The organism is Bradyrhizobium sp. HKCCYLRH3099, assembly GCF_051167855.1.
Classification (GTDB): Bacteria; Pseudomonadota; Alphaproteobacteria; order Rhizobiales; family Xanthobacteraceae; genus Bradyrhizobium.
Map to the genome: position 1 here is coordinate 215,854 of NZ_JBNPTW010000008.1, position 25,488 is coordinate 241,341.

General features: G+C 66.4%; 24 protein-coding genes. 12 read left to right on the top strand and 12 right to left on the bottom strand.

Features of this window, described 5'->3' with window-relative positions:
• Positions 1-4: 4 nt before the first annotated feature.
• The 3 genes from ACQR1Y_RS18165 to ACQR1Y_RS18175 form a co-directional block, all read right to left on the bottom strand.
• Entirely contained in the window at positions 5-247 is a 243-nt protein-coding gene (locus tag ACQR1Y_RS18165) for a DUF4170 domain-containing protein (RefSeq protein ID WP_006610384.1), read from the bottom strand.
• A 66-nt stretch (positions 248-313) separates the two neighbouring features.
• Positions 314-1,060, bottom strand: coding sequence for a 3'(2'),5'-bisphosphate nucleotidase CysQ (locus tag ACQR1Y_RS18170; protein WP_434877653.1), 747 nt, complete (start codon positions 1,058-1,060; stop codon positions 314-316).
• Between the two features lie 73 nt (positions 1,061-1,133).
• The gene (locus tag ACQR1Y_RS18175; RefSeq protein ID WP_434877615.1) at positions 1,134-2,528 is read right to left on the bottom strand and encodes a TldD/PmbA family protein; all 1,395 of its coding nucleotides are present in this window, start codon (positions 2,526-2,528) and stop codon (positions 1,134-1,136) included.
• A gap of 284 nt (positions 2,529-2,812) precedes the next feature.
• Between ACQR1Y_RS18175 and ACQR1Y_RS18180 the strand changes: the two genes are divergently transcribed.
• Positions 2,813-3,337 carry a DUF6101 family protein gene (locus ACQR1Y_RS18180; RefSeq protein ID WP_434856172.1) on the top strand — a complete coding sequence of 175 codons (525 nt, stop codon included), beginning with the start codon at positions 2,813-2,815 and terminating at the stop codon, positions 3,335-3,337.
• Here the strand turns inward: ACQR1Y_RS18180 and ubiA are convergent, their stop codons facing one another.
• From ubiA to ACQR1Y_RS18195, 3 genes are all read right to left on the bottom strand, one after another.
• A complete protein-coding gene (gene ubiA / locus ACQR1Y_RS18185; RefSeq protein WP_434877616.1) occupies positions 3,338-4,270 on the bottom strand; it encodes a 4-hydroxybenzoate octaprenyltransferase in 933 nt (310 codons plus the stop codon).
• Positions 4,267-4,947 (bottom strand): hypothetical protein, encoded by a 681-nt coding sequence (locus ACQR1Y_RS18190; RefSeq protein WP_434856553.1) that lies wholly within the window; start codon positions 4,945-4,947, stop codon positions 4,267-4,269. The genes ubiA and ACQR1Y_RS18190 overlap by 4 nt, the downstream gene beginning before the upstream one ends.
• Before the next feature lie 206 nt (positions 4,948-5,153).
• Positions 5,154-5,621, bottom strand: a complete 468-nt coding sequence (locus ACQR1Y_RS18195; protein ID WP_434877617.1) for a hypothetical protein — start codon at positions 5,619-5,621, stop codon at positions 5,154-5,156.
• Between the two features lie 163 nt (positions 5,622-5,784).
• Here ACQR1Y_RS18195 and ACQR1Y_RS18200 point away from each other — a divergent pair, with 163 nt between their 5' ends.
• The 6 genes from ACQR1Y_RS18200 (at position 5,785) to ACQR1Y_RS18225 (ending at position 11,739) form a co-directional block, all read left to right on the top strand.
• A complete protein-coding gene (locus ACQR1Y_RS18200; RefSeq protein ID WP_434877618.1) occupies positions 5,785-6,534 on the top strand; it encodes a 16S rRNA (uracil(1498)-N(3))-methyltransferase in 750 nt (249 codons plus the stop codon).
• Between the two features lie 117 nt (positions 6,535-6,651).
• Positions 6,652-7,812 carry an ATP phosphoribosyltransferase regulatory subunit gene (locus ACQR1Y_RS18205; protein WP_434877619.1) on the top strand — a complete coding sequence of 387 codons (1,161 nt, stop codon included), beginning with the start codon at positions 6,652-6,654 and terminating at the stop codon, positions 7,810-7,812.
• Positions 7,809-8,786 carry an ATP phosphoribosyltransferase gene (hisG, locus tag ACQR1Y_RS18210; protein ID WP_434877620.1) on the top strand — a complete coding sequence of 326 codons (978 nt, stop codon included), beginning with the start codon at positions 7,809-7,811 and terminating at the stop codon, positions 8,784-8,786. Before ACQR1Y_RS18205 ends, hisG begins: the two co-directional genes overlap by 4 nt.
• A 71-nt stretch (positions 8,787-8,857) precedes the next feature.
• Positions 8,858-9,898 (top strand): glycosyltransferase family 2 protein, encoded by a 1,041-nt coding sequence (locus ACQR1Y_RS18215; protein ID WP_434877621.1) that lies wholly within the window; start codon positions 8,858-8,860, stop codon positions 9,896-9,898.
• On the top strand, positions 9,895-10,737 hold the full coding sequence (locus ACQR1Y_RS18220) for a ChbG/HpnK family deacetylase (protein ID WP_434877622.1): 843 nt from the start codon (positions 9,895-9,897) through the stop codon (positions 10,735-10,737). The genes ACQR1Y_RS18215 and ACQR1Y_RS18220 overlap by 4 nt, the downstream gene beginning before the upstream one ends.
• A gap of 186 nt (positions 10,738-10,923) precedes the next feature.
• Entirely contained in the window at positions 10,924-11,739 is an 816-nt protein-coding gene (locus ACQR1Y_RS18225; protein ID WP_434877623.1) for a DUF2076 domain-containing protein, read from the top strand.
• An 84-nt stretch (positions 11,740-11,823) separates the two neighbouring features.
• Here the strand turns inward: ACQR1Y_RS18225 and ACQR1Y_RS18230 are convergent, their stop codons facing one another.
• Positions 11,824-12,612, bottom strand: a complete 789-nt coding sequence (locus ACQR1Y_RS18230) for a L,D-transpeptidase family protein (protein WP_434856181.1) — start codon at positions 12,610-12,612, stop codon at positions 11,824-11,826.
• A 307-nt stretch (positions 12,613-12,919) separates the two neighbouring features.
• On the opposite strand from ACQR1Y_RS18230, the gene ACQR1Y_RS18235 reads away from it, so the two are divergent.
• On the top strand, positions 12,920-13,699 hold the full coding sequence (locus tag ACQR1Y_RS18235; protein ID WP_434856182.1) for a protein phosphatase CheZ: 780 nt from the start codon (positions 12,920-12,922) through the stop codon (positions 13,697-13,699).
• 331 nt (positions 13,700-14,030) lie between these two features.
• Here the strand turns inward: ACQR1Y_RS18235 and ACQR1Y_RS18240 are convergent, their stop codons facing one another.
• A complete protein-coding gene (locus ACQR1Y_RS18240; protein WP_434856183.1) occupies positions 14,031-14,540 on the bottom strand; it encodes a hypothetical protein in 510 nt (169 codons plus the stop codon).
• Between the two features lie 327 nt (positions 14,541-14,867).
• Here ACQR1Y_RS18240 and groES point away from each other — a divergent pair, with 327 nt between their 5' ends.
• The 3 genes from groES (at position 14,868) to ACQR1Y_RS18255 (ending at position 18,263) form a co-directional block, all read left to right on the top strand.
• Positions 14,868-15,164, top strand: coding sequence for a co-chaperone GroES (gene groES, locus ACQR1Y_RS18245; RefSeq protein ID WP_434856184.1), 297 nt, complete (start codon positions 14,868-14,870; stop codon positions 15,162-15,164).
• Between the two features lie 122 nt (positions 15,165-15,286).
• On the top strand, positions 15,287-16,930 hold the full coding sequence (groL, locus tag ACQR1Y_RS18250) for a chaperonin GroEL (protein ID WP_012029656.1): 1,644 nt from the start codon (positions 15,287-15,289) through the stop codon (positions 16,928-16,930).
• A 139-nt stretch (positions 16,931-17,069) separates the two neighbouring features.
• Positions 17,070-18,263 carry a hypothetical protein gene (locus tag ACQR1Y_RS18255; protein ID WP_434877624.1) on the top strand — a complete coding sequence of 398 codons (1,194 nt, stop codon included), beginning with the start codon at positions 17,070-17,072 and terminating at the stop codon, positions 18,261-18,263.
• A 488-nt stretch (positions 18,264-18,751) separates the two neighbouring features.
• Here the strand turns inward: ACQR1Y_RS18255 and ACQR1Y_RS18260 are convergent, their stop codons facing one another.
• The gene (locus ACQR1Y_RS18260) at positions 18,752-19,150 is read right to left on the bottom strand and encodes an META domain-containing protein (RefSeq protein WP_434862454.1); all 399 of its coding nucleotides are present in this window, start codon (positions 19,148-19,150) and stop codon (positions 18,752-18,754) included.
• A gap of 214 nt (positions 19,151-19,364) precedes the next feature.
• Positions 19,365-21,029 (bottom strand): L-lactate permease, encoded by a 1,665-nt coding sequence (locus ACQR1Y_RS18265; protein WP_434862455.1) that lies wholly within the window; start codon positions 21,027-21,029, stop codon positions 19,365-19,367.
• Positions 21,030-21,350: 321 nt separating this feature from the next.
• On the opposite strand from ACQR1Y_RS18265, the gene ACQR1Y_RS18270 reads away from it, so the two are divergent.
• Positions 21,351-23,111 carry an ABC transporter ATP-binding protein/permease gene (locus tag ACQR1Y_RS18270; protein ID WP_434877625.1) on the top strand — a complete coding sequence of 587 codons (1,761 nt, stop codon included), beginning with the start codon at positions 21,351-21,353 and terminating at the stop codon, positions 23,109-23,111.
• Between the two features lie 385 nt (positions 23,112-23,496).
• Here ACQR1Y_RS18270 and ACQR1Y_RS18275 read toward each other — a convergent pair whose 3' ends face one another.
• Positions 23,497-24,495 carry a TorF family putative porin gene (locus tag ACQR1Y_RS18275; RefSeq protein ID WP_434862457.1) on the bottom strand — a complete coding sequence of 333 codons (999 nt, stop codon included), beginning with the start codon at positions 24,493-24,495 and terminating at the stop codon, positions 23,497-23,499.
• A 493-nt stretch (positions 24,496-24,988) separates the two neighbouring features.
• Complete coding sequence (locus ACQR1Y_RS18280) at positions 24,989-25,450, bottom strand: hypothetical protein (protein WP_434877626.1); 462 nt, start codon at positions 25,448-25,450, stop codon at positions 24,989-24,991.
• Between the last annotated feature and the right edge of the window lie 38 nt (positions 25,451-25,488).

Below are 25,488 nucleotides of genomic sequence, written 5' to 3' on the forward strand. Positions count from 1 at the left end.
CGTCTTACGCCTTGGCGTCCTGGCCGGGATCGAGCAGCCGGTGCAGGTGCACGATGAAGTAGCGCATGTGGGCGTTGTCGACCGTCATCTGCGCCTTGGCGCGCCAGGCGGCATGGGCCGACGCGTAGTTCGGATAGACGCCGACGATATCGACCTTGTCGAGATCCTTGAACTCGTTCTTCTCGAGGTTGACGAGTTCGCCGCCGATCACGAGGTGAAGGAGCTGCTGCGAGGCGCTATCTGTCATCGGTATCGTTTCCTAATCAACGCGCCTTGCGGGGCGGCCTGGCCGGCGCGGTCCTGAAGGGTGTGATCAGCTCTGCGGCAGGCGGCGATAATGGCTGACTATGTCAGCATGTCGATCGCGTCCCGCTGCTACCAGCACCCCATGGGCCACGTCGGGACGATTATAGAGGATCGTCTCGCCGGACAATGCGCTCATTTTACCACCCGCTTCCTGCACGATCAAATGAGCCGCCGCAAGATCCCAATCGCGACTTTGCCCGCCTGCAAAAGCGGCATCGAGAGCACCATGCGCGACACGACACAGCCTGAGTGCCAACGATCCGATTCGCGGATGCAACTCAATCCGTGTCGATTCCGGTGCCAGCCTCTCAACCAGCGGTTTTGGTCCGGCGACGCGCGCGAAGTCGATGTCGTGGCCCTCCGAGGCGTGAACCTGCGCGTCGTTCAGCGTGGTGCCGCGTCCCTGCGCCGCGAAGAAGAACTCCTCGCTCATCGGGACGTGGACGGCCGCCAGGACGGGCGCACCGTTCTCGACCAGGGCGACGCTCACGCACCAGTCATTGCGGCCGCCGAGATAGGAGCGGGTGCCGTCGATCGGATCGACGATCCAGACCCGGGACCGGCCCAGCCTCACCGCATCGTCGGCGCTCTCCTCGGACAGCCAGCCATACTCAGGCGTCGCCGATCGCAGCTTGCGCTCCAGCAGCGCGTTGACGGCCATGTCGGCTTCGGAGACGGGCGACGAGGCGCCCTTGGTCCATTTGCGCAGGTCGGTGCCGAACATCGCGCGCGCGAGCTCGCCGGCTTCGCGCACCACCGCCTTCAGGAGTACGGCGTCCGCCGCAAGACTCTCCGTGCCGAGGCTCTCCGTATCAGAGGTTTCGAACTCACCGTCCGCCAAGCGTCAATCCTTCGATGCGCACGGTCGGCGCATTGACGCCGTAGCGGAATTCGAGGTCGCTGGCGGGCGTCATCGACTTGAAGATCTCGAACAGATGTCCGGCGATCGTCACCTCGCTGACTGCATAGGTGATCTCGCCATTCTCGATCCAGAAGCCGGAGGCACCACGGCTGTAGTCGCCGGTGACGCCATTCACGCCCGAGCCGATCAGGTCGGTCACGTAGAAGCCCTGCTTGATATCCGAGATCAGCTCCTTGGCGGTGACGACGCCTGCTTCGAGATGCAGGTTGAACGGCCCCGGGGACGGCGAGGACGACACGCCGCGATGGGCGTGGCCTGTGGTGGTCAGGCCGAGCTCGCGCGCCGTGGCGGAATCCAGCAGCCAGGTCGTGAGAACGCCGTCATCGACCAGCGCCGTCTGCTTCACCTTGACGCCTTCGGCGTCGAACGGCTGCGAGCGCAGGCCACGCCGACGCAATGGATCGTCGATGATGCGAATCCCCTTCGCGAACAGTTGAGCGCCGAGCTTGTCTTTCAGGAAGCTGGTCTTGCGCGCGATCGAGGCGCCGTTGATGGCGCCGACGAGATGGCCGACCAGCGAGCCGGATGCGCGGGGATCGAACACCACCGGGACCTGGCAGGTCGCAACCTTGCGCGGATTGGCGCGCGCCACCGCGCGCTCGCCGGCGCTGCGCCCGACCGCCGCCGGGCTCAGGAGATCCTCACCATGCGGCGCCGCCGTGTAGTCGTAGTCGCGCTCCATGCCGGTGCCTTCACCGGAGATCGCGGTGGTCGAAATGCTCTGGCTGGAGCGCAGATAGGCACCGTGGAAGCCGTCGCTGGTGACCAGCACCATGCCGCCGATGCCGGCCGAGGCCGAGGCGCCGCCGGACTTGGTGACGCCCTTCACGCCGAGGGCGGCGGCCTCCGCCTCCTGCGCCCGCCGCTCGAGTTCCGCCGTCCCGGGGATCGCCGGATCGAGCAGGTCGAGCTCGGGAATGTCGCGCGCCAGCAGCGCGGGATCGGCGAGGCCGACATATTTGTCGTCGGGCGCCACCCGCGCCATCGCCACGGCCCGCTCGGCCAGACGCGCCACGCCATCGCCGCTGACGTCATTGGTCGAGACCACCGCCTGCCGCTTGCCGACCAGCACGCGCAAGCCGACATCATCGCCTTCGGAGCGTTCGGATTCCTCGACGCGGCCGTCCCGGACCTCGACGCCTTGCGAGATGCCGCGCACCGCGATCGCATCGGCGGCGTCGGCGCCGGCCTTCTTCGCGGCCTCCACCAGCCGCTCGGCGAGCGTTCGCAGGGCGGACTGATCGAGCAGATCCGAATGGGCGGAGGTCGACGTTGCGGCGGCTGAGGAAGGAGAGGTCACGAACACGATCCGATCGATGTCAGGTGGGCGGCGAACACGGCTCAATCCAGACGAAATGTGGCCTCATCACGCCGACTTCAAGCAGGTCGGCAGACACCACGTCGGATTGTCGGCAAATCGGCAAGGTCTCGTCAATCATGCGGGGCAAGCGCTTGTCAATCATGACGGTAAGAGGATCATGCGTGAGGACTGATTAACCAGCCTTCTTAAGCTGATACGGGCGAGGTGCGTGGCAAGGTCTCACGCATCGACCGGGAGCATAATCCCGGCGGGGAGACCAAGCCGTGAGGCGTCAAACAGCAACAGGCGGAAGCAATTCCGCTGGGTCGAGCCGCGTGCTGCGGCTCGACCCTCTTTCCCTGCCCGTCTCGTACAGCGCGCACGATACCCGTGCCGATGGCGGGATCCGGCAGATCGAATTGCACCGGGAGCGGGTGGTCCTGCGCCGTGCCGTCAGCGGCATGCGCATGGCCGTGAATCTCCGGGTCAGCGACTTTCTCGGCATCGCGCTGCGCGAGGTCGACGACACGCAGATGATGCTGGTGCTGGTCCATCGCGACCCCTCGCTCAGCATTCCGCTGTGCGTCAGCGACGACCAGGACGACATCGTGACGGCCTGGGCGATGTGGAGCGAGACGTTCGCGCTGCCGCAGTTGCAGGACAAACGGCGCGAGGCCACGCCACGCCGCCGCCGCCGCAACGCGATCCGCGCACGCCGTCCGCGCTTCCTGATGCGGCGCCGCGTCGGCTACCAGCCCAATCCGGCCTCGGTGCATCGCGGCGAACGCGAGATCATCGCGCGCAACTGATCAGGTTGCGCGCAGCACCGCGTCGACCAGCAGGCCGGCGAACAACAGCAGTCCGGCATCGCGGTTCGATTTGAAGATGCGCAGGCACAGCGCCGGATCAGCAGCGTCGAGACGCCGGATCTGCCAGCCGAGATGGGCGGCAAACGCCGCCAGCCCAAGCCATGCCGCAACATGCACATGTGCGGTCACGAACGCGGCTCCGATCAAGACGACAGCGAGCCCGTAGAAAATCACCAGCGCCAGATGCGTGCGCTCGGCAAACAGCCGCGCCGTCGACTTGACGCCGATGAGCGCGTCATCCTCCGCGTCCTGATGCGCGTAGATGGTGTCGTAGGCGATCACCCACGAGATCGACCCGGCATAGAGCAGCAGCGCCGTGGCATCGATGCGGCCGAAGGCGACGGCAAATCCCATCAACGCGCCCCAGGAGAAGGCGAGGCCGAGCACGACCTGCGGCCACCAGGTGACGCGCTTCATGAACGGATAGACCGCCACGATCAGCAGCGAGGAAATGCCGGTGGCGATGGCGAACCGGTTGAACTGCAGCAGCACCAGAAGCCCGACCAGGGCCTGCGCGATCAGGAAAGCCAGCGCCTGCTTCACGCCGACCTGCCCGGCCGGAATCGGCCGCGAGCGGGTGCGCTCCACCTTGGCGTCGAGATCGCGGTCGGTGATGTCGTTCCAGGTACAGCCGGCCCCGCGCATCACGAAGGCGCCGACGAAATACAGCGCGATCCATACGGGAAGCATGGACAGATCGCCGAGCATCCCCGCGGCCAATGCGGCCGACCACCAGCACGGCATCAACAGCAGCCAGGAACCGATCGGTCGATCGAAACGCGCAAGCCGCAAATAGGGCCGGCTCCAGAGCGGCGCCAGCGTATCGACCCAGTTGCCGGTCGCGTCAGCAACGCGGACGGCGGTGGTGCTCATCGGGTGAGAACGTTGCCGGTCAGCGTATCGAAGGCCGAGCCGCCTTTCTTCATCGTGTTGGCCTCGGGCAACGCAGCCGACGTTCCCAGTACGTCGCTGAGGCCAGGGGCCGCCGGGCCGCCGCCGCCCTTCTGCATCTGGGCCGCCACCGCGCAGACCTTCTTCTCGAGCGCATCGGTGTTCTTGTGGCCGGCCTTGAGCTGATCGGCGATCTGCTGCGGGATGCCGCAGGTTGCGGAATTCTGCTCGACATATTTGATCATCTTCACTTCGGCCTTGCCGAAGTTGCCGATCAGCTTGCAGGCCTCGACAGGCGAGGCCTTGCGGTCGCTGGCAGCCTTGATCAGCTTGCCGCGGCGTTCAGCCTCCTCGCGCAGCGGCATGAATTCCTTCATGCAGCTGTCGGGCGGGCCACCCCGCGGGGCAGCGCCCATCGGCGCTGGTGCAAACCCGCCGCCGCCGAAGCCTCCTCCCCCGCCACCGGGAGCCGGGAACGCGCTCGACGGAGCGGCGGCCTGCATCGGCGGCGGCGCTGCGCCGTTGATGGGAGGAAATGGCGAGCTGCTGGCCGGAGCCTGGCCAGGAAGCGGCGCCGGAAAGGAGCCCTGTGCAAAGGCCGGCCCGGTGCAGAGCACGGTGGCGGCGACGGCGAGCGGCAACAACGTCTTGTGCACGATCAAGGCTGGTTCTCCGGTAAGACCAAGAATCCTCAACACTTCCGGATGAAAGCACGATCCGATCCGGGGCTTTTACGATTCTCGTCCGCCCAGCACAACCGCGGAGTTGATCACGGCCGCGGCGGAGGGCCGCAGTCGACATTTCAAGGCGAAAACGTGGCAGCGCGTCTCAGCTCGTGCCAAACGCCGTTCATTCAACGCCCTCCTCAGGATCTTGAGGCGGATGTGCCGGCAGCGGGAGCGAAGTTCCAGGTCACGGTACAGACCTTGCGCATCACCGCCAGGGTGTTGGCGTGATTCGCCTTGAGCTGATCGGTGATCTTGGCGGGGATGCCGCACATCGAGGCGTGCGCGACCGCGTAATCGATCATCTTGGTCTGGGCGAGCTCGTAATCATGCACCAGCTGGCAGGCCTCGCCGGGCGCGAAGCGACGCTCGGTCGCAGCCTTCAGCAGTTTGGCGCGCCGCGCGGTCTCGTCCCGCAGCGGCGTGAACTCCTTCAGGCAGCTTTCGGGAGGACGAAAGCCGGCCACGCCAGGGCTGCCGGGAACCGCGGGGACCGCCGGCTGCGGCGCCGCGGCCGCCTTGTCGTCGGCCCTGACAGAACCGGAGAGCGCCACCACGATGACCGCAGCGATGGCCCACATCGCCCACGTCGATTGTCTCAAGTTCACGGCTGTTCTCCTCGCAAGCCCCCATGAAGGCTTCCGGCAGCGCCAGAGTCCCGCCCGAATGGACGACCGCCATTTCCAGAGCTATCGAAGCGGACAAATCTGTCGGCAGCGCGGCGCAAAGGCGCCATCGCCGGTCCGGCTCCTCGTTACAACCGCCACAGACATGCCTGAATACGACTTCACCGCCCCGCGCCTGTACGTCGATGCACCTCTGCTGGAGGGCAACGCCGTCCCGCTCGATCGCAACCAGAGCAACTATCTCGGCAACGTGCTGCGGCTCGGCGCGGGAGATCGCGTCCTCGTGTTCAACGGCCGCGACGGCGAATGGCAGGGCGAAATCGCCGGCCGCAAACGGCCCGAGGGCGTGATCCCCCGGCAGCGAATCCGGCCGCAGGACCACCTGCCCGACATCGCCTATGTCTTCGCACCGTTGAAGCATGCCCGGCTCGACTACATCGTGCAGAAGGCGGTCGAGATGGGCGCGGCGCGGCTGGAGCCCGTCATTACCCGGCACACCCAGGTGTCGCGCGTCAACGGCGAGCGCATGCGCGCCAACGTCATCGAGGCGGCCGAGCAATGCGGCATCCTCAGCCTCGCCGAGGTCCGGGACCCCGTGCCGCTGGAGCGCTTCCTCGGCCAGCGGCCGGCCTCACGCCTGCTGGTGTTCTGCGACGAGGCAGCCGATGTCGCCGACCCGCTTCAGGCGCTGCGCGACGACGCGCCCGCCGGCATCGACCTGCTGATCGGCCCGGAAGGCGGCTTTGCCGTCCAGGAGCGCGAGCTGCTGCTGCGGCAGCCGCGCGTGATCCGGCTGGCGCTCGGCCCGCGCATCCTGCGCGCCGATACGGCCGCGGTGGCCGCGCTGGCCCTGATCCAGGCGACGCTCGGGGATTGGCGGGGCGCAGGCGGTTAAGGCATCGGCCCGATTGTGGCCCGACCCGGCCCTTCCCTGTCGAAACCGTCAAATGACCATGCTAAGGCCAGCCGCCGCCCCGCGAGGGGGCGCCATCCAGTTTGGAACCTGATCGACATGACCGGACCCGCTCCGACCGGACCCGCCGCGTGGGCGGACAAGCTGCTGCAGTCGTTCGCCGAGGCCGGCTACGCGCGGGCGACGCCTGCCATCCTGCAGCCGGCCGAACCGTTTCTCGACCTCTCCGGCGAGGACATCCGCAAGAGCCTCTACCTGACCACGGACCTCGGCGGCGAGGAGCTGTGCCTGCGGCCGGACCTGACCATTCCCGTCGCGCGCGACTACCTCGCCTCGCCCCGCGCCGGCCAGCCGGCCGGCTTCAGCTATCTCGGCCCCGTATTTCGTTACCGTGGCGGCCGGCCGAGCGAGTTCCTGCAGGGCGGCATCGAATCCTTCGGCCGCCAGGATCACCCCGCCGCCGATGCCGAGATGCTGGCGCTGGCGATCGAGGCGACCGCGGCCGCAGGTCTGGCCGAGGTCGAGATCCGCACCGGCGACGTGGCGCTGTTCACGGCCCTGATCGACGCGCTCGATCTCTACCCGGTCTGGCGGCGGCGCCTGATCAAGGACTTCAACCGCAAGCGCACCTTGGCGCAGGACCTGGAGCGGCTGGCGACCGCCGAGGTCGCGCCGCGCAACGAATATGAAGGCGTGCTCGCGGCATTGGCCGGCTCCGACCGCAAGGCGGCGCTGGCGCTCGTCACCGACCTGATGTCGATCGCCGGCGCCACCGCGTTGGGCGGCCGCTCCGTGGCGGAGATTGCGGATCGCTTTCTGGAGCAGTCCACGCTCAAGGGTGGCGCGCTGCCGCGCGACGCGCTCGACCGCATCAAGCGCTTCCTCGCCATCAGCGGCACGCCGACAGAGGCGGTGCAGCAGCTGCGCGCGCTCGCCGCTGACGCCAAACTCGACATCTCCGCCGCCATCGATGCGCTGGAATCGCGCACCGGCTTCATGGCCCAGCGCGGCCTCGATGTCGGCAAGGTGCGCTTCGCCACGGCGTTCGGCCGCGGCCTCGACTACTACACCGGATTCGAGTTCGAGCTGCATCATCCCGGCAATGGCGACGAGCCGCTGGTCGCAGGCGGCCGCTATGATGGCCTGCTGAGCCAGCTCGGCGCACCGCAGTCCATTCCGGCCGTCGGCTTCTCGATCTGGATCGAGCGCCTGGCCCAGAGCAGCGCCGCGGGGAAGGCCGCGCGCGGGAGAGCATCATGAGCGGCCCCCTCGTCCTCGCCGTTCCCTCAAAGGGCCGCCTGCAGGAGAATGCCGAAGCGTTCTTCGGCCGCGCCGGATTGAACCTCTCCAAGCCGGGCGGGGCGCGCGACTATCGCGGCACCATTTCCGGCCTCGACAATGTCGAGATTGCCTATCTCTCTGCGAGTGAGATCGTCTCGCAGCTGGCGCGCGGCACCGTGCATCTCGGCGTCACCGGCGAAGACCTCGTCCGCGAGGGCATCGCCGATGCCGACAAGCGCGTGCTGCTGATCGATACGCTCGGCTTCGGCGGCGCCAATGTCGTGGTCGCCGTGCCGCAGGCCTGGATCGACGTCCGCACCATGGCCGACCTCGACGACGTCGCCACCGGCTTCCGCGCCCAGCACAATCGCCGCATGCGCGTCGCGACCAAATACATCAACCTCACGCGCAGCTTCTTCGCGTCTCACGGCATCGTCGATTACCGCATCGTCGAGAGCGCGGGCGCCACCGAGGGCGCGCCGGCGGTCGGCACCGCGGAGCTGATCGTCGACATCACCAGCACCGGCTCGACGCTCGCCGCCAACGGGCTGAAGGTGCTGGACGACGGCGTCATCCTGCGCAGCCAGGCCAATCTGGTCGCCTCGCGCGACGCCGACTGGTCGGAGGGCCCGCGCGAGAGCGCCCGCATCATCCTGGATCACATCCACGCCAGCGCCCGCGCCAGGAAATACCGCGAGGTCCGCACGCGCTTCAAAGGGTGCGACGCAGCAATGCTGACCGAGGCGCACAACCGCTTCGGCGTCGTCGCGCCGTTCGGCGGCCCGACCTCGTCGGGCATGCTCACGCTGCACTGCCCGCCGGCGCAGATCTACGCGCTCGGGAGTTTCCTGCGGGCGCACGGCGCCGAGACGGTGTCGGTGGCTTCGCTGGACTACGTGCTCGACCGCGAGAATCCGCTGTTTGCCTGCCTCGAGGCCTTCCTGCGATCATAAATCGCCGTTCATCGTAGCGACAGGCAGCGGCTGCTACCATATGTTGGTCCGTGAACGAGGACTCCAAAGCGATGCTGGGAACTGACGTGTCCGACCTGACCACGACCGCGGCCGACGCCGCGTCGCAGGGACTGTCGATCGTTATCCCCGTCTACAACGAGGGCGCGGGACTGACGGCGCTGCACGAGCGGCTGAACAATCTCGCGCGCACCTTGCGCCAGCGCTTCGGCCTGGCCTGCGAGCTCGTCTATGTTGACGACGGCAGCCGCGACAACACGCTCGCGGTCGCGCGCACCCTGCAGGCCGATGCGCTCGACGTGCAGGTGGTGTCGCTGTCGCGCAATTTCGGCAAGGAGGCGGCGCTGATGGCCGGCCTCGATCACGCCCGCCGCGGCGCCGTGCTGTTCATGGACGGCGACGGCCAGCATCCGCCGGCGCTGGTCGAGCAGCTCGTCACGCATTGGATCAAGGACGGCTACGACGTCGTCTACACGGCCAAGGCGCATCGCGACAACGAGCCGTTCCTGCGCCGCGTCGCCGTGCACGGCTTCTACGCGCTGATCAATTGGGGCGCGCGGCAGAAGATCCCCGAGGATGCCGGCGACTTCCGCCTGCTGTCGCCGCGCGCGGTCGCAGCACTTCGCCAGCTCCCCGAACGCAACCGCTTCTTCAAGGGCCTGGCGAGCTGGATCGGCTTCCGCCAGATCCGCGTCGACTACGAACCCGCGGCGCGCGCGCATGGCGTCACGACCTTCAACGTCACCAGCCTGCTCGGCCTGTCGATCGAGGGCCTGACCTCGTTCTCGGTGGCGCCGCTGCGCGTCGCGAGCCTGCTCGGCATCCTGCTGGCCTCGGCCGCCTTCCTTTTCGGCCTGACGATTCTCTGGGAGACCTTCACCACCGGCAAGTCGGTGCCCGGCTATCCCTCGCTGATGGTCGGACTGATGACGATCGGCGGCGTGCAGCTGATCATGATCGGCATCATGGGCGAGTACATCGGCAAGATCCTGTCCGAGCTGAAGGCCCGGCCGATCTACTTCGTCGCCGAGCACAGCGAGAAGCGCGCCACGCTCGACGCGCGCAGCGACGGCGAGAGGACTGCCGCCGAATGAGCGAGGCGCCGCCCCGGCGCATCTGGCTGTGCGCCGATGACTACGGCATCAGCCCGGGCGTCAACCGCGCCATCCGCGACCTGATCGCGCGCGGGCGCTTGAACGCGACCTCGGTAATGACCGTGGGCGCCGCGATCGGGCGCGACGAGGTCAAGGAGCTCACCAAGGTCGCAGCCGACAGCCCGCGCTGCGCCATCGGCCTGCATGTCACGCTGACCGCGCCGTTCCGGCCGCTGACGATGCATTTCCTTCCGTCCGAAGGCGGCATGTTCCTGCCGTTTCCGAAACTGCTGCGCGCCGGATTGACCCGCCGGCTCGATCCCGAACTGATCCGCGCCGAGGTCATGGTGCAGCTGACTGCGTTCGGGGAGCTGTTCGGGCGCGCGCCCGATTTCGTCGACGGTCACCAGCATGCGCAGCTCTATCCGCAGGTGCGCGAGGGTTTTCTGGCCGCCGTGAAGGAGGCTGCGCCATCAGCCTGGGTGCGCCAGGGCGGCCGCAACGCGCCGCTGAGGCAGCGGCTGGCAGCGCCGAAGGCGCTGCTGCTGGACGTCTTGAGCGCGCAATTCCGCAAGCATGCGCAGCGCGCCGACATCGCCTTCAACCCCGCTTTTGCCGGCGCCTACGACTTCACCAAGGGCTCGGATTTCGGCGCGTTGATGGACGGCTTCCTTGACGCGCTGCCCGAGCATGGCCTCGTGATGTGCCATCCCGGCTTCGTCGACGACGTGCTGATCGCGCTCGATCCCCTGACCGGGCAGCGGGAGCATGAACACGCTTATCTGGCCGGCGAGCACTTTCCCGCGCTGCTCGACCGCCGTGGCGTGACGCTCGCCTGAACGGATTTGGCGGGCCGGCGACGAACAAATGCCAGCTGGCAGCGTTTTCACGCAATGGAGTTCGCAAGCCCGGCAGACGCTTTGTCGCATACGGAAATTTAATGCGCGGCCCGACTGGCCGAACCACAAAGTCCCCCCAAATGTTGGCCGCGCTTCGCTGGAACCGGCAAGCGGCAGGAGAACCACATGACACCGCAAGAACGCCAACTCATCGACGACCTGTTCGACCGGCTCGCCAAGCTGGAGAGTGCGCCGCGCGATCCGGAGGCTGCCGCCGCCATCTCCCAGGCGCTGCAGCGGGCTCCCAACGCCGTCTATGCGCTGGTTCAGACCGTGCTGGTGCAGGACGAGGCCCTGAAGCGCGCCAATGCCCGCATCGAGGAGCTGCAGCACGCCCAGGCGCAGGCGCAGTCGGGCGGCTTCCTCGATTCGATGCGCGACAGCATCTTCGGCTCCGGCGGCAGCCGCGGCTCGGTGCCGAACGTTCCTCCGCCGCTGCCGAACCGCCCGGTGTGGAACAGCGGCCAGGCGATGCCGCCGGCCGGCTATCAGGGCCAGCCCGGCTATCCCGGCCAGCCCGGCCCCTATGATCAGGGCGGCTACGGCCAGCAGCGCGGCGGCCTGTTCGGCGGCGGCGGTGGTGGCGGCGGCTCGTTCCTTGGCACGGCGGCGGCGGCGGCGGCCGGCATGGTCGGCGGCTCGCTGCTGCTCGGCGGCATCCGCTCGATGATGGGCGGCGGCCAGCATCAGGCCTTCGGCGACACCACCATCATCGAGGAGCGTGGCGGCGGCGGCAGCCCATGGGGCGGCAGCGATCAGTCCAGCGGCTCGCTGGCGAATGACGCGGGGCTCAACGACATCGGCCGCTCCGGCGGCGACGGCGGCCGGGCCGGCCTGTTCGACCAGGCGAGCTATGACGACAGCGGCAACGACAATGACGCCGCCGATTTCGACGCCGATGACGGCTATGGCGATGACGACGGCGGCAGCAACTACGCGTAACGCGCGCTGACCACCGCGCCACGGACAATGAAAAGGCCGCCCTCTTGGGCGGCCTTTTTGGTGCCGGTCATCGGCCGAAAGGCGTCAGAGCACGATGACCCGTGCGCCGACATTCACCCGGCCATAGAGGTCGATGACGTCCTCGTTGCGCATCCGGATGCAGCCGGACGAGACGTTGGTGCCGATCGTCCAGGGCTCGTTGGAGCCGTGGATGCGATAGAGCGAGGAGCCCAGATACATCGCGCGCGCACCGAGCGGGTTCTGCGGACCGCCCTCCATGTGGCGCGGCAAATCGGGCCGGCGCGCCAGCATCTCCGGCGGCGGCGTCCAGTCCGGCCATTCGCGCTTCGCCGAAATGGTCTTCACGCCCGACCAGGTGAAGCCGGGGCGGCCGACCCCGATCCCGTAACGCAACGCCCTGCCCTGGCCCTGCACCAGATAGAGGAACTTGTTGGGTGTATCGATGACGATCGTGCCCGGCCGTTCTTTGCCGTCATAGTCAACGATCTGTTTCTCGTATTTCGGATCGAGCGGCCGCTGCGTCAGCTCATAGGCCTCCTCGTCCGGCGCGCCCTGCTGCGGCACCAGGCCGGGCGCCTGCCGCTGCGGCTCGTAGTACGACGGCTGCTGCTGGTACATCGGCTGTCCCGGCGGCAGTGCGCCGCGCGCTCCTTGCGGATCGCCGAACAGGAATTCGATGAAGCCGCCGCCCATGCGCGAGCGGTCGACATAGGCGGTACGCACCGGCGCCGCCGGCTGCGACGGCCCGTTATAGACTACCGCAGGCTGCTGAAATCCCTGGGCCGCGGCACGATCCAGAGCCGCAAAGACGCATGCGCCGGCCAGCAGCGCCGTGGAGAATGATCTGAACATCGACGTACTCTGTACTGTTTCGTCTGAATGCCGTTCGTTGCGCACAGCCGGTCAGGCCGCCGCGTATCGTCAATAAAGAGCAAAACCCGATCGCTTTGGTAAACAGGGAGGCCGCCGGGATTCACCATCGGCGGACATGGCCGTGGATTTGTCAGCTAGCGTTACTTTTGCGTGAAGGCGCAGGCGCATGGTTAATCGCGCGTTTCAGCGACACGCGAACGTTGCGCCCCTGCGGTTCCTGCCGTGAACGCGATGTTAAATAGCCTCTGCATAGAACTGTTCGCAGTAAAAGGTCAGGGACACTCTCATGCCGGTTCGCAAGCGTTTCCGTATCGAAGAAGCCATCGTCGGCCATATGCCGGAGCCCGACTTCGTGGGCGGCGAGATCGGCCCCAACCACAAGGAAATCATGGACGAGCTCCGCGCGATCCGGGCGCAGATGGCCAACGCCATCCGCACCGGCGGAAACAGCACGGCCAACGCCGCCATTGAAGAATCGGCTCAACGCGAGGTCGCCGAGGCGCGCGCGCTGCTCGAAACCTACCGCGCCCAGATCGAGCAGTGCGAGAAGCTCAAGGTCGAGCTGGACCTGATCCACGACGCGATCAACCGCACCAAGGGCGAGATCGCCACCCTCCATGCCAAGAGCTTCAACGGCGAGGAGATGGCCAAGGTCAACGGCGAGCTCGGCGCGGTCGTCGGCGGCACCGAGCAGGCGACGCAGCAGATCCTCGAGGCCGCGGAGGCCATCGACCAGGCCGCCAGCGCGCTCGGCAAGGTGGACTCGGCCGACCAGCAGAAGATCCTGAGCGAAGAGATCCAGGAGCGCGTGGTCTCGATCTTCGAGGCCTGCAACTTCCAGGACCTGACCGGCCAGCGCATCAACAAGGTCATGACCACCATGAAGTTCATCGAGCACCACATCGTGGTGATGATGGACATCTGGGGCGGCGTCGACGCCATCAAGGCGCATGTGCCGCCGATCGTCGACACCCGCGAGGGCGACGCCAGGCTGCTGAACGGCCCGAAGGCGGAAGGCGATGTCGGCCACGCCTCGCAGGACGACATCGACGCGCTGTTCAACTGAGCCGCCGCGGCCTCTGCAATACGAGATCTCAAACAAAAACGCCGGCGTTCCCGCCGGCGTTTTTTCGTTTGTCCCGTTCGGCTGAAGCGGTCCCAGGGGCGTGATGTGTTTCCGCGGAGTCGAATCTGGAAGATTAGGGCACGCGCCCTATTCCGCAGCGCGCAGCTTGGAGACTAGCTGCCACCCTCCCCCTCCAGGGGAGGGTGAGACTGAGATCGCAGCTCCGCCGTCGTCATCATCTGCAGTTTGAGATCGAGCAGCCGGTGAGCCTCTGCCCGGTCATGAATGGGAGCATCATGCGCTTCTTGGATATCGCATGACGCTGAAAGACTCAGGCGCGCGGTCCGCAGCGGACATAGACCATGGTCTGGTAGCGGGTGGCCGCGTCCTTGTCGACGAAGCGGGTGATCAGCACCCGTCCGTCGAACGAGACGACTTCGCGATCCTGCTCGCCGCCGGGAGGGCCGGCCGGACCGATGTAGTTCTTGCCGCCGGCCGAGCCCTTCAGGCGCAGCTCCTGCGGGGTCGCCTGGTCGGCCAGATGCATCACGACACCGCCCGACGTGCCGGCACCGATCACATAGGGCTGCTTGCACTGTGCCAGCGCCATCTTCTCGGTCCGCGCGCGGTCGTTGGGATTGTTGTAGGCGGCGAGGCCCCACTTGCCCACCAGATCCTCCGCGCGAATCGTCGCCGGAACCTCAGGCTCCACGGCGACCTCCGGAGGCGCGGGACTGGAAGGCGAGAGGTTGAAACCGCCCCCGCATGCTCCCAGAAGCGTTGTGAGCGCCGCTGCGATTGCGAGATTGGCAACCGGCCGCGCGCACCGTGAACTCGTCATGGCATCCCCTTAGGAACAAGATCATGGCTGCCCCGTCCGGCAACCAAGCGCAAAACGCGCATCAGAGCAATGACGTCGGATGACGACGCCGCTCCACTAACATGTCTGGCCCGCGACAGCATCCCCCTAACAGCCTGAACAAGCGCTTAACCGGTGCCCCTTGCTTGACAGGAACAGCGCCAAGCCATATTCCGGCGATGGCCTTTAGCACTCGGAGGGCATGATTGCTAAAGCCCCGAGTCACGTGGCCCCACCTGGGCGCCAAATGTGGCCGGATTCAGAAATCCAGACAATCACCGTACCAAAGCACCCGCAAAGGGACCTGTCATGGCCAAATCGAAGTTTCGTCCCCTGCACGACCGCGTCGTGGTTAAGCGCATCGACGCCGAAGAGAAGACCAAGGGCGGCATCATCATTCCGGACTCCGCCAAGGAAAAGCCCTCGCAGGGTGAAGTCGTCGCCGTCGGCCCGGGCGGCCGCGACGAGAACGGCAAGCTGACCCCGCTCGACGTCAAGGTCGGCGACCGCGTGCTGTTCGGCAAGTGGTCCGGCACCGAGGTCAAGCTGGACGGCGAGGAGCTCCTCATCATGAAGGAGTCCGACATCATGGGCGTCGTCGCCTGATCCCGATCCGCCCGGGGCGGCGCCAAGCCGCCCGGGGCAACTAGCGTTGTTCAACCTCGTTCAGGCGACAGGCAGGCGATCACGCCCCTGGCCGTCGGGGTCCACTCCAGGAGAGATTTCAAATGGCAGCCAAGGACGTCAAATTCTCTGGCGACGCGCGCGACCGGATGCTGCGCGGCGTCGACATTCTCGCCAACGCCGTCAAGGTGACGCTCGGCCCGAAGGGCCGCAACGTCGTCATCGAGAAGAGCTTCGGCGCTCCCCGCATCACCAAGGACGGTGTCACCGTCGCCAAGGAGATCGAGCTCGAGGACAAGTTCGAGAACATGGGCGCGCAGATGCTGCGCGAGGTCGCATCCAAGACCAACGACCTGGCCGGCGACGGCACCACCACCGCGACCGTGCTCGCCCAGGCCATCGTCCGTGAGGGCGCCAAGGCGGTTGCCGCCGGAATGAACCCGATGGACCTCAAGCGCGGCATCGACACCGCGGTGGCCGCCGTCATCAAGGACATCGAGAAGCGCGCCAAGCCGGTCGCCTCCTCCGCCGAGGTCGCCCAGGTCGGCACCATCTCCGCCAACGGCGACGCCGCGATCGGCAAGATGATCGCCCAGGCGATGCAGAAGGTCGGCAACGAGGGCGTGATCACGGTCGAGGAAAACAAGTCGCTCGAGACCGAGGTCGACATCGTCGAAGGCATGAAGTTCGACCGCGGCTACCTCAGCCCGTACTTCGTGACCAACGCCGAGAAGATGACCGCCGAGCTCGACGACGTCTACGTGCTGCTGCACGAGAAGAAGCTGTCGGGCCTGCAGGCCATGCTGCCGGTGCTCGAAGCCGTCGTGCAGTCGGGCCGTCCGCTGCTGATCATCGCCGAGGACGTCGAGGGCGAGGCCCTGGCCACGCTCGTCGTCAACCGCCTGCGTGGCGGCCTCAAGGTCGCCGCCGTCAAGGCGCCGGGCTTCGGTGACCGCCGCAAGGCCATGCTCGAGGACATCGCGATCCTGACCGGCGGCCAGCTGATCTCGGACGATCTCGGCATGAAGCTCGAGAACGTCACGATCAAGATGCTCGGCCGCGCCAAGAAGGTCGTGATCGACAAGGAAAACACCACGATCGTCAACGGCGCCGGCAAGAAGGCCGACATCGAGGCGCGCGTCGGCCAGATCAAGGCGCAGATCGAGGAGACCACCTCGGACTACGACCGTGAGAAGCTGCAGGAGCGTCTCGCCAAGCTCGCGGGCGGCGTCGCGGTGATCCGCGTCGGCGGCGCGACCGAGGTTGAGGTCAAGGAGAAGAAGGACCGCGTCGAGGACGCCCTCAACGCGACCCGCGCCGCGGTGCAGGAAGGCATCGTCCCCGGCGGCGGCGTGGCCCTGCTGCGCGCCAAGAAGGCGGTCGGCCGCATCACCAACCCGAACTCGGACGTCCAGGCCGGCATCAACATCGTGCTGAAGGCGCTCGAGGCTCCGATGCGCCAGATCGCCGAGAACGCCGGCGTCGAAGGCTCGATCGTGGTCGGCAAGATCCTGGAGGAGAAGTCCGAGACCTTCGGCTTCGACGCCCAGACCGAGGACTATGTCGACATGGTCGCCAAGGGCATCATCGACCCGGCCAAGGTCGTCCGCACCGCGCTGCAGGACGCCTCGTCGGTCGCCGGCCTCCTGGTCACCACCGAGGCCATGGTCGCCGAGCTGCCGAAGGACGCGGCCCCGGCGATGCCGGCCGGCGGCGGCATGGGTGGAATGGGCGGCATGGGCTTCTGAGCCCAACGCCCCATCACCAAGACTTCAGGAAGGCCGCCTCCGGGCGGCCTTCTTTTTGGCGGAGTGTCCCGGTGGGGGTGCAGTGATGGCCGATTGGCGCTACAGCTAGCGCCGATTCCGCTCCCACAAGGATTTTCAGATGCGCGCTATTTTGCTTGCGTTGGCCGTGATTGCAGCGGCCGCGCCGGAACTCGGTTGGGCCCAGAGCAAGAGCGGGACCAAGGCCGCCCCCGCCGTCGAGACACGCTATTTCACCGCGATCGACGGACTGATGGACGGCAATGCCGACGTGATCCTCAAGGAGACGCGCCAGGGCAAGACGGTGACCGCGGCGACGCTCGACGTGTGCTATCCCGTCGCCAAGAATTCGGACCGCAAGGACCGCTTCGTCGTCACCCTCACCGTCAACGGCCAGACCCTGACCGGCGCGACCCAGAGCAACGGCGCCAAGGAGCCGGTCACGGTGAAGCTCACCCGCAAGCCGACCGGCGACAATTTCGAGTTCCGTGGCCAGATCGCGATCGGCAAGACCGTCACCGAAGTGGCCTCGACGGACAACTCCGACGTCAGCGAGAAGGAATTCCAGGAGAGCCAGTCGACCGATGACGGCATCAGCGCGCAGCCGAAGGACTTCACCGACGTGTCGCCCGAAGCCGTCTCCGTCCGCCTCAAGCTCGATGCGGTGGCCGACTTCCTGAAGAGCCTGAAGGGCGAGAATGTCGAGGTCTCGCTGTCCAGCCTGATCGTGAGCTGCGACGCGCTGCGCGCGGGCGAGCAGACCATCAGCATGACGGTCGATCCCGAGCGCGCCGGCGCGCTGATCGCCAAGGCGCGCGCCACGACCGGCGTCGTCACCGCCGGCTGGACGGCCGGCACGGTCGAGATGGACCGCACGATCCGCTTCGCTGCTGCCGACTGGCGCGACGGCGACAAGATCAACAAGGACAAGCTCGCGGGCGCGATCTCCGACGTCCTGTCCAAGACCTACAACGCCAAGCCGACCGGCGCGGTCTGGAATCCGGTCACCGGCAAGCTGAAGCTGACCTTGAAGCGGCCGAGCCAGCTGATGCCGTCGCTCGAACTGACCGACGTCATCGAGGTCACCGGCCTGGTCTCGATCGACAAGCCCGGCAGCACTGAGGCGCTGATGCTGTGGATCAGCAGCCCGACGACAACGACGATCGACGAGAACTCGTCGGCCAAGCTGATCCTGTCGGATGAATCCTCCGGCGACGAGGAAGGCGACACCCGCGACGACGGCGGTGCCATCGACGAGCTGGCCAAGGTCTTCAAGGCCAAGCGCTGGGACGCGGACAACTCGGTTTGGAAGTAAGGCGAGCTCCGACGGCAAGCGCCGCGATCTCCGCTCTCCACCCTCCCCTGGAGGGCTAGCGTGAGCACACATCTCGAAGTCGGACCCAGTCACTTCAATGCACGGACGGTAGGCTCCCTCGCCCCGCTTGCGGGGAGAGGGTTGGGGTGAGGGGCAGCCACACCCACCGACCGTGCGGAAAGCCCCCCTCACCCGGATTGCATCTCGCGATGCAATCCGACCTCTCCCCGCAAGCGGGGCGAGGTAAATCCCGTCGCGGCCAAGATGTGTGCTGAAACTAGCCTGGAGGGGAGGGTCGATCGCACGCGAAGCGGGCGAGCGGGGTGGGGGTGAACCGCGGACATCGGTGCGAGTGGAGAGATCACCCCACCCCGGCTCATACGCGCTTCGCGCCTATGAGCCGACCCTCCCCCTCCAGGGGAGGGTGACAGCCGGGCCATCATTTCGATCGATGCAATTACGGGTTTCTAAGAAGCGCCCGTCCCGGCTCAGTTCGTGTTCAGCCGGAAGCGCAGCGTCTTCGGGCCGATGAAGGTGATCAAATCGCCCTGACGCTTCCAGTTCGTTGCCGCGCTCAGCGCGGCGATCAGCTCGTCGTCGGCCTGGGCACGCGCCGCCGGGCAGTTGCGGTCCTCGATCTGGCCCGCGATGAACACGATGGTGTTGCCGGCGACCGAGAACTGGCCCTTGCCGCCCTTGCACCAGAGCTCCAGCACGGTCTCGCCGTGGTCGCCGATATCGAGATCCGGCACCCGCTTCGAGCCGGGCTGCGGCAGCGCGTCCAGCGTCATTTCCATGCCGAACGGAAACTCCTCCGCCGCCATTGCATCGACGGACATGCTGGACATCGCCAGCGCGACGATCACGCCGGCCATGGTTCGCGTCATGGTTCGCGTCCTGGCTCGCTTCACAACTCGCATCATTCCTCTCGACAGATCATCACGCACGGAGCCCGCCTTGTAGGCGATCGACTCGATGGCTGCCAGCACGGCTCCCGCACAATTGTGGTCCAAACATAGCAAACCCCGCGTTGCCCAGGCGACGCGGGGTTTTTGTCGCAGTCCGTTCGATCGCAATCGGTCTCTGTCTTGAGCGATGGCGCTACTTCAGCACCATCGCGGTGAACGGATAGACATAGGCCTGCAAGGTCACGAACAGGCCGACCAGACAGGCCAGCACGATCGAGTGCAGGAAGACGTAGCGCAGGATCGAGCTCTCGTGGCCGTACCAGTTGGTGGCGGTCGAGGCGACGACGATGGATTGGGCGTCGATCATCTTGCCCATCACGCCGCCGGAGGAGTTGGCGGCCGCCATCAGCACCGGCGACAGGCCGAGCTGCTCGGAGGTGATCTTCTGCAGGTTGCCGAACAGCACGTTCGACGCCGTGTCCGACCCCGTCAGCGCCACGCCCAGCCAGCCGAGCAAGGTGCCGAAGAAGGGATAGAGCACGCCTGTCGTGGCGAAGGCGAGGCCGAGGGTGGCGTCCACGCCGGACAGGCGGGTGAGCGTGCCGATCGCGAGCATCGCCGAGATCGTGATCAGCGAGATCGCGCAGAGCCGGATGGTGCGGCCATATTCGGCAATCAGCTTGCCCGGTCCGACCCCCATCAGGAAACCGGAGATGATCGCAGCGATCAGCATGCCGGTGCCGGTGAAGGTCAGATAGGTGAACGAGAACACCGCACCCTCCGGCGTCGGCTTGGCAGCCACCGGCGGCATCTTGTTGATCAGCTTGTCGAGCTCGGGCACCGGATAGTTCCACGCGAAGTTCGCGTTCGCCCAGCTCTTGAAGGCGCCGCTGCCCCAGATCAGCATGATGATGCAGACGATGATCCACGGCAGCAGCGCGCCCCACAGTTCGGCTTGCGTCAGCGGCGTGCGGTCGAGCGGCTTCTGCGCGGCCATGGTCGCCGCCGAATCGTCGCGTCCGCGCAGCGCCGGCGACAGCCACAGCTGCCGCGGCTGCCAGACCTTCAGGAACAGGATCAGCGCGCCCATCGAGATCAGCGAGGCGCCGATGTCGACGATCCAGGGATTGATGTAGTTCGAGATCAGGAACTGCGGCACGGCGAAGGAGACGGCGGTGACCAGGATCGCCGGCCAGACGTCCTTCATGCCCTTCCAGCCCGCGAACGCCCAGATCACCCAGAACGGCACGATCAGCGAGAACACCGGCAATTGCCGGCCGACCATCGCGCCGAGGATATAGGGATCGATGCCGGTGACCGAGGCGAGGCCCTGGATCGGCGTGCCGAGCGCGCCGTAGGCGACCGGCGCGGTGTTGGCGATCAGCGACAGGCCGGAGGCCGCGAGCGGCGAGAAGCCAAGACCGATCAGCACGGCGCCGGTGATGGCCACCGGCGTGCCGAAGCCGGACGCGCCCTCGAAGAAGGCGCCGAAGGAGAACGCGACGAGCAGCAATTGCAGGCGCCGGTCCTCGGTGACGCCGCCGATCGCGCGCTTCAAGAGCTCGAATCGGCCGGTGGAGACCGTGACCTGGTAGAGAAAGATGACGTTGAGGACGATCCAGCCGATCGGGAAGAAGCCGGTGACCACGCCGAGGAAGGTGGCGCGCAGCGACATGTTGGCGGGCATCGTGAAGACGACGATCGTGATCACGTTGGTGAGGATCACGGCGATGATCGCCGCGATGTGCGCCTTGACCTTGCCGCTGGCGATCAGAACCAGCAGCGTCACGACGGGGACTGCGGCGGCCAGTGTGGACAGCACTGGACTCGCCAACGGATCATAGACTTGGTTCCACATTGTACGTCTCCCCCCCACGTTCTTCTTGTTGGACCCGAGCCGGCGGGGCGGATCGGGTCTATCTGCCCAAGGTCAAGCCCGGGCAAGACTGCGCATTTGAGATCACAAACCCGGCAACCGCCCCAATCTGCTCAAATTCTCGCGAAAACTGGCGGCCGCCGCGATGTCTCTTGTATGCAGCATGCTACGGTTTGCCGCATGCGACCGACAAGCCGGCGGTCGCCCGGCAACTTACGACTTTCGTCTAGACAGGCGGTGGCGACTGCGAAATTCTCCCGCTAGCTCAGCCCGTTAAGGCCCTTTCTCAGGAGCAGTTCCACTGTGAACAATCTGCGCTCGACCATCGCGACCGTCTGGCGGATCGCCATCCCCTACTTCCGGTCCGAGGACAGACTGGCGGGACGCATCCTGCTCGCCGCCGTCATCGCCATCGAGCTGTCGCTGGTCGCGATCCAGGTGCTGGTGAACCAATGGCAGAACCGGTTCTTCAACGCGCTGCAGGAATACAATTGGGACAGCTTCATCTGGGAGATCGGCGTGTTCGTCGGGCTCGCGGCGATCTACATCCTGCTCGCGATCTACCAGCTCTATTTGAATCAGTGGCTGCAGATCCGCTGGCGGCGCTGGATGACCGAGGTCTATCTGCGCCGCTGGCTGAGCAGCGCCACGCACTACCGCATGCAGCTGCGCGGCGACATCGCCGACAATCCCGACCAGCGTATCGCCGAGGACGTGCAGCTGTTCGTCGACAAGACCCTCAACATCTCGATCGGCCTGCTCAGCTCCATCGTGTCGCTCGCCTCGTTCACGGTGGTGCTGTGGGGCCTGTCCAATGACGCGCCGCTGCAGCTGTTCGGGACGCAGGTTTCCGTACCCGGCTATCTCGTCTGGATCGCACTGATCTACGCGGTGTTCGGCACGGTGCTGACGCATTGGATCGGCGCGCCGCTGGTCAATCTCAATTTCGAGCAGCAGCGCTACGAGGCCGACTTCCGCTTCAACCTGGTGCGGGTGCGCGAAAGCTCCGAGCAGATCGCGCTGTTGCGCGGCGAGGGCGCCGAGCAGGGCCAGCTCACCGACAGGTTCGGCCGGGTGGTGCAGAACTGGTACCAGATCATGAGCCGGACCAAGCGGCTCACGGCCTTCACAGCAAGCTACTCGCAGGCCGCGGTGATCTTCCCCTACGTGCTGGTGGCGCCTGCCTATTTCGCCAAGACCATCCAGATGGGCGCGATCATGCAGACGGCCTCGGCGTTCTCCCAGGTGCAGGGCGCGCTGTCGTTCTTCGTCTCGACCTACCGCACGCTCGCCGACTGGCGCTCCACCGTGGCCCGCCTCGACGGCTTCGACATGGCGATCGAGAGCGCGGCCAAGCTCGCCACGGAGCCGCAGACGATCGATGTGGTCGGCCATTCGGGCGACAGCATCGAGCTGGCCCAGCTGCTGCTGAAGCTGCCGAACGGCCTGCCGTTGATCGCGGCCGAGGGCTTCCGCCTCGAGAGCGGCGAGCGCACCTTGCTGACCGGCCCGTCCGGCGCCGGCAAATCCACCCTGTTCCGCGCCATCGCCGGCATCTGGCCGTTCGGCAGCGGGGCGATCAGCGTGCCCGGCCACGCCAAGCTGATGATGCTGCCGCAGCGGCCGTACTTCCCGATCGGCGCGCTGGGGGCCGCCATCGCCTATCCGGCCGCGGCGGACGCGTACAGCGCCGATCGGATCAAGGAGGCGCTGGCGGCCGTCGGGCTGCCGCAACTGGCTGACCGGCTCGCCGAGGACGGGCACTGGAACCGGACCTTGTCGCTCGGCGAGCAGCAGCGGCTCGGCATCGCCCGCGCGCTGCTGCATGGACCGGACTACCTGTTCCTCGACGAGGCCACGGCGTCGCTGGACGAGCCGGGCGAAGCCAAGCTTTACCGCGTCATCGCCGACCGCCTGCCGCAGACCACGGTGGTCTCGATCGGCCACCGCTCGACCTTGCACGACTTCCATGACCGCAAGGTCGAACTGATTCGCGACGGCGACCGCTTCACCTTGCGGCCGACGGCGCAGCCGGCGGAGGCCCCGGCCGGGGGAGCCGAGTAAGGCAATCCTGGCGTGACAGGCCTCGCAGGCCCCGCGATATCAGTCTCACCCTCCCCTGGAGGGGGAGGGTCGATCGCACGCGAAGCAGGCGAGCGGGGTGGGGTGAGCCGCGGACACCGATCCGAGCGGAGAGATCACCCCACCCCGGCTCGCATTCCGCTGCGCTCCATGTGAGCCGACCCTCCCCCTCCAGGGGAGGGTGACAGTGGGCTTGGCTTCAAAGCTGCGCGCGGCGGCATCGGGACCATGCAGTCGAAGTGCAATCGCCCGACTCCGCGAAGCCGCATGATGCTCGCGGCAAGGCAAATAAGCCCAAAAAAGCAGAAGGGCGGCAGATTGCTCTGCCGCCCTTTGCCTTGGAGAATTCGATCCGCCGTGAGGCGACTTACTTCAGGTTGCTCATCGCGGTCAGGTCGACCGAGAGCTTGGCGATGCCGGTCGCGCCGCACCACTTGGAGCCGACGCCGGTCGGGTTGATCGCGGTCACGTTGGTGGTGCCGCTGCCGGTGAAGTCGCTGGTGAAGGCGTTGCAATCGCCCTTCGACAGGTTGGTGTCGGAGTAGCGCAGGTCCAGCGTGAAGACCTTGTAGGTGAAGCCGACGCCGATGTTCCAGGTGTTGTAGTCGGCATACTTGATGCCGTTCGGGAAGGCGGCGGTGCCGTAGAACGAGTCGGAGGTGCCGAACCACTGGCGGCCGAACTCACCCGACACATACATGCCGACGCCGCTGGAGCCGAAGGTGGTGCTCGGGGCGGTGAACTTGCCGGTGACCGAGGCGTAGTTGCCCCAGGCGCCGGTGTTCAGGAAGCTCGGGGTGTAGAACTCGGTGACGCCGAACGTCCACATGTCGTTCACGGTGTAGTTCATCTTGCCGTAGACTTCGAAGAACGAGACGTCCTTCTTCATCACGTTCAGATTGGTCAGCGTGTTGGCCTGGCACTCGGCGCTCAGGGCGCGGCCGGCGAAGTCGGTGGTTGCGCCGCCGCCGTAGTAGCAGGTGCCGCCCGGATACAGGTAGCCCCAGACGCCGATGTCGAAGGCGAAGGCGCCGAAGGTCGGGCGGATACCGCCGTAGATGTCGATCTCGGCCGCGGCGCGGTTCGGGAAGGAGATGCTCTCACCGGCGACGCCGATGTACAGCTGCAGGTCCTTGTTGACGTTGTAGCGCGGCTCGAAATAGGCGGCGACCGACGGCTTGTGGTTGGACTGGGTCACGCCGCGGAAGACGTAGTCGTTCATGATCGCGGCGCCGAACGCGATGTCCCAGGGATCGAAAGCGGCCACCGGCGGCGGAGCCTTGTAGGCCTTCACCGCCATGTCAGCGGCCGAGGCCGAACCCGAAACCATTGCCAGCGCCGTTGCCAACAAAGCCAACTTCTTCATGAACGTTCCCCATCACCCGAATTTCGAGCACCGGTCCGATGTTCGGCCCCCCAGGGCACAATCAAGACCATCTGCGTCATACAGTCTCGATTTGTGACAGCGTCTCGCCGCAGGTGAAGCAAAAAAGCGCGGCATCTGCCGCCTTTTTGGGCGATTTGACAATTCTACGGCAGGTTGCCGTCGGCCTGTTGCATTTGAACAACAAGTTTCCGTGGGTGAAATCCCCGTGGCGTGCACAAAACCGCGAGATCGTGGCGCTCGCTCCTCACATTCGACCACCGACGGCAATGCGGATTCGCCCGGTCGTAGATTTACGGGGACAGCCCCCGCACCGGGGTGAGTCGGCGCGCGAGCCCGTCAAAAGCAAAGAGGCCGCAGCGGTGGCGCTGCAGCCTCGGTCGTCCATCGATCGTCGTGCCCCCGAGTCTGATCCCGGAGTCTGATCCTGGAGTCTGGTCCTGGCGGCCTGCCCTGACCAGCGCAAAAGCCGGTATCAGCTCTCGGAGGGCGTGCCTTGCTCGCCGTCGTGGGCCGGCTCGCTCGGCGTGGCCCAGCTGGTCTCGGTGGCCTGTTCGGTCTCGTGCGTCTCGGGAGCCTCGACCAGGGGCGCCATCTTCTTCGGAGCGCGCTTCTTGGCCGCCTTCTTCGGCGCGGCCGGCGCCTTCGCGGCGGACTTCGGCGCAGATTTGGCAGGAGCCTTGGCGGCCTTCTTCGCCGGAGCCTTCGCCGCCTTCTTGGCGGCCGCCTTCTTGGCCGGAGCCTTGGCAGCCTTCTTCGGCGCCGCCTTCACGGCCTTCTTCGCCTTCTTGGCCGGAGCCTTCGCAGCTTTCTTGGCGGACTTCCCAGCCTTCTTCGCCGACTTGCTCGCCTTCTTCGCGGCCTTCTTGGCCTGCGCCATCAGCTTCTTTTCTTTCTTCTCTTTCTTGTCCTTCTTCGACTTCTTGTCCTTCGCCATCGAAACCTCCTGTTGCCGCCGATCGGTCAGATCATCCG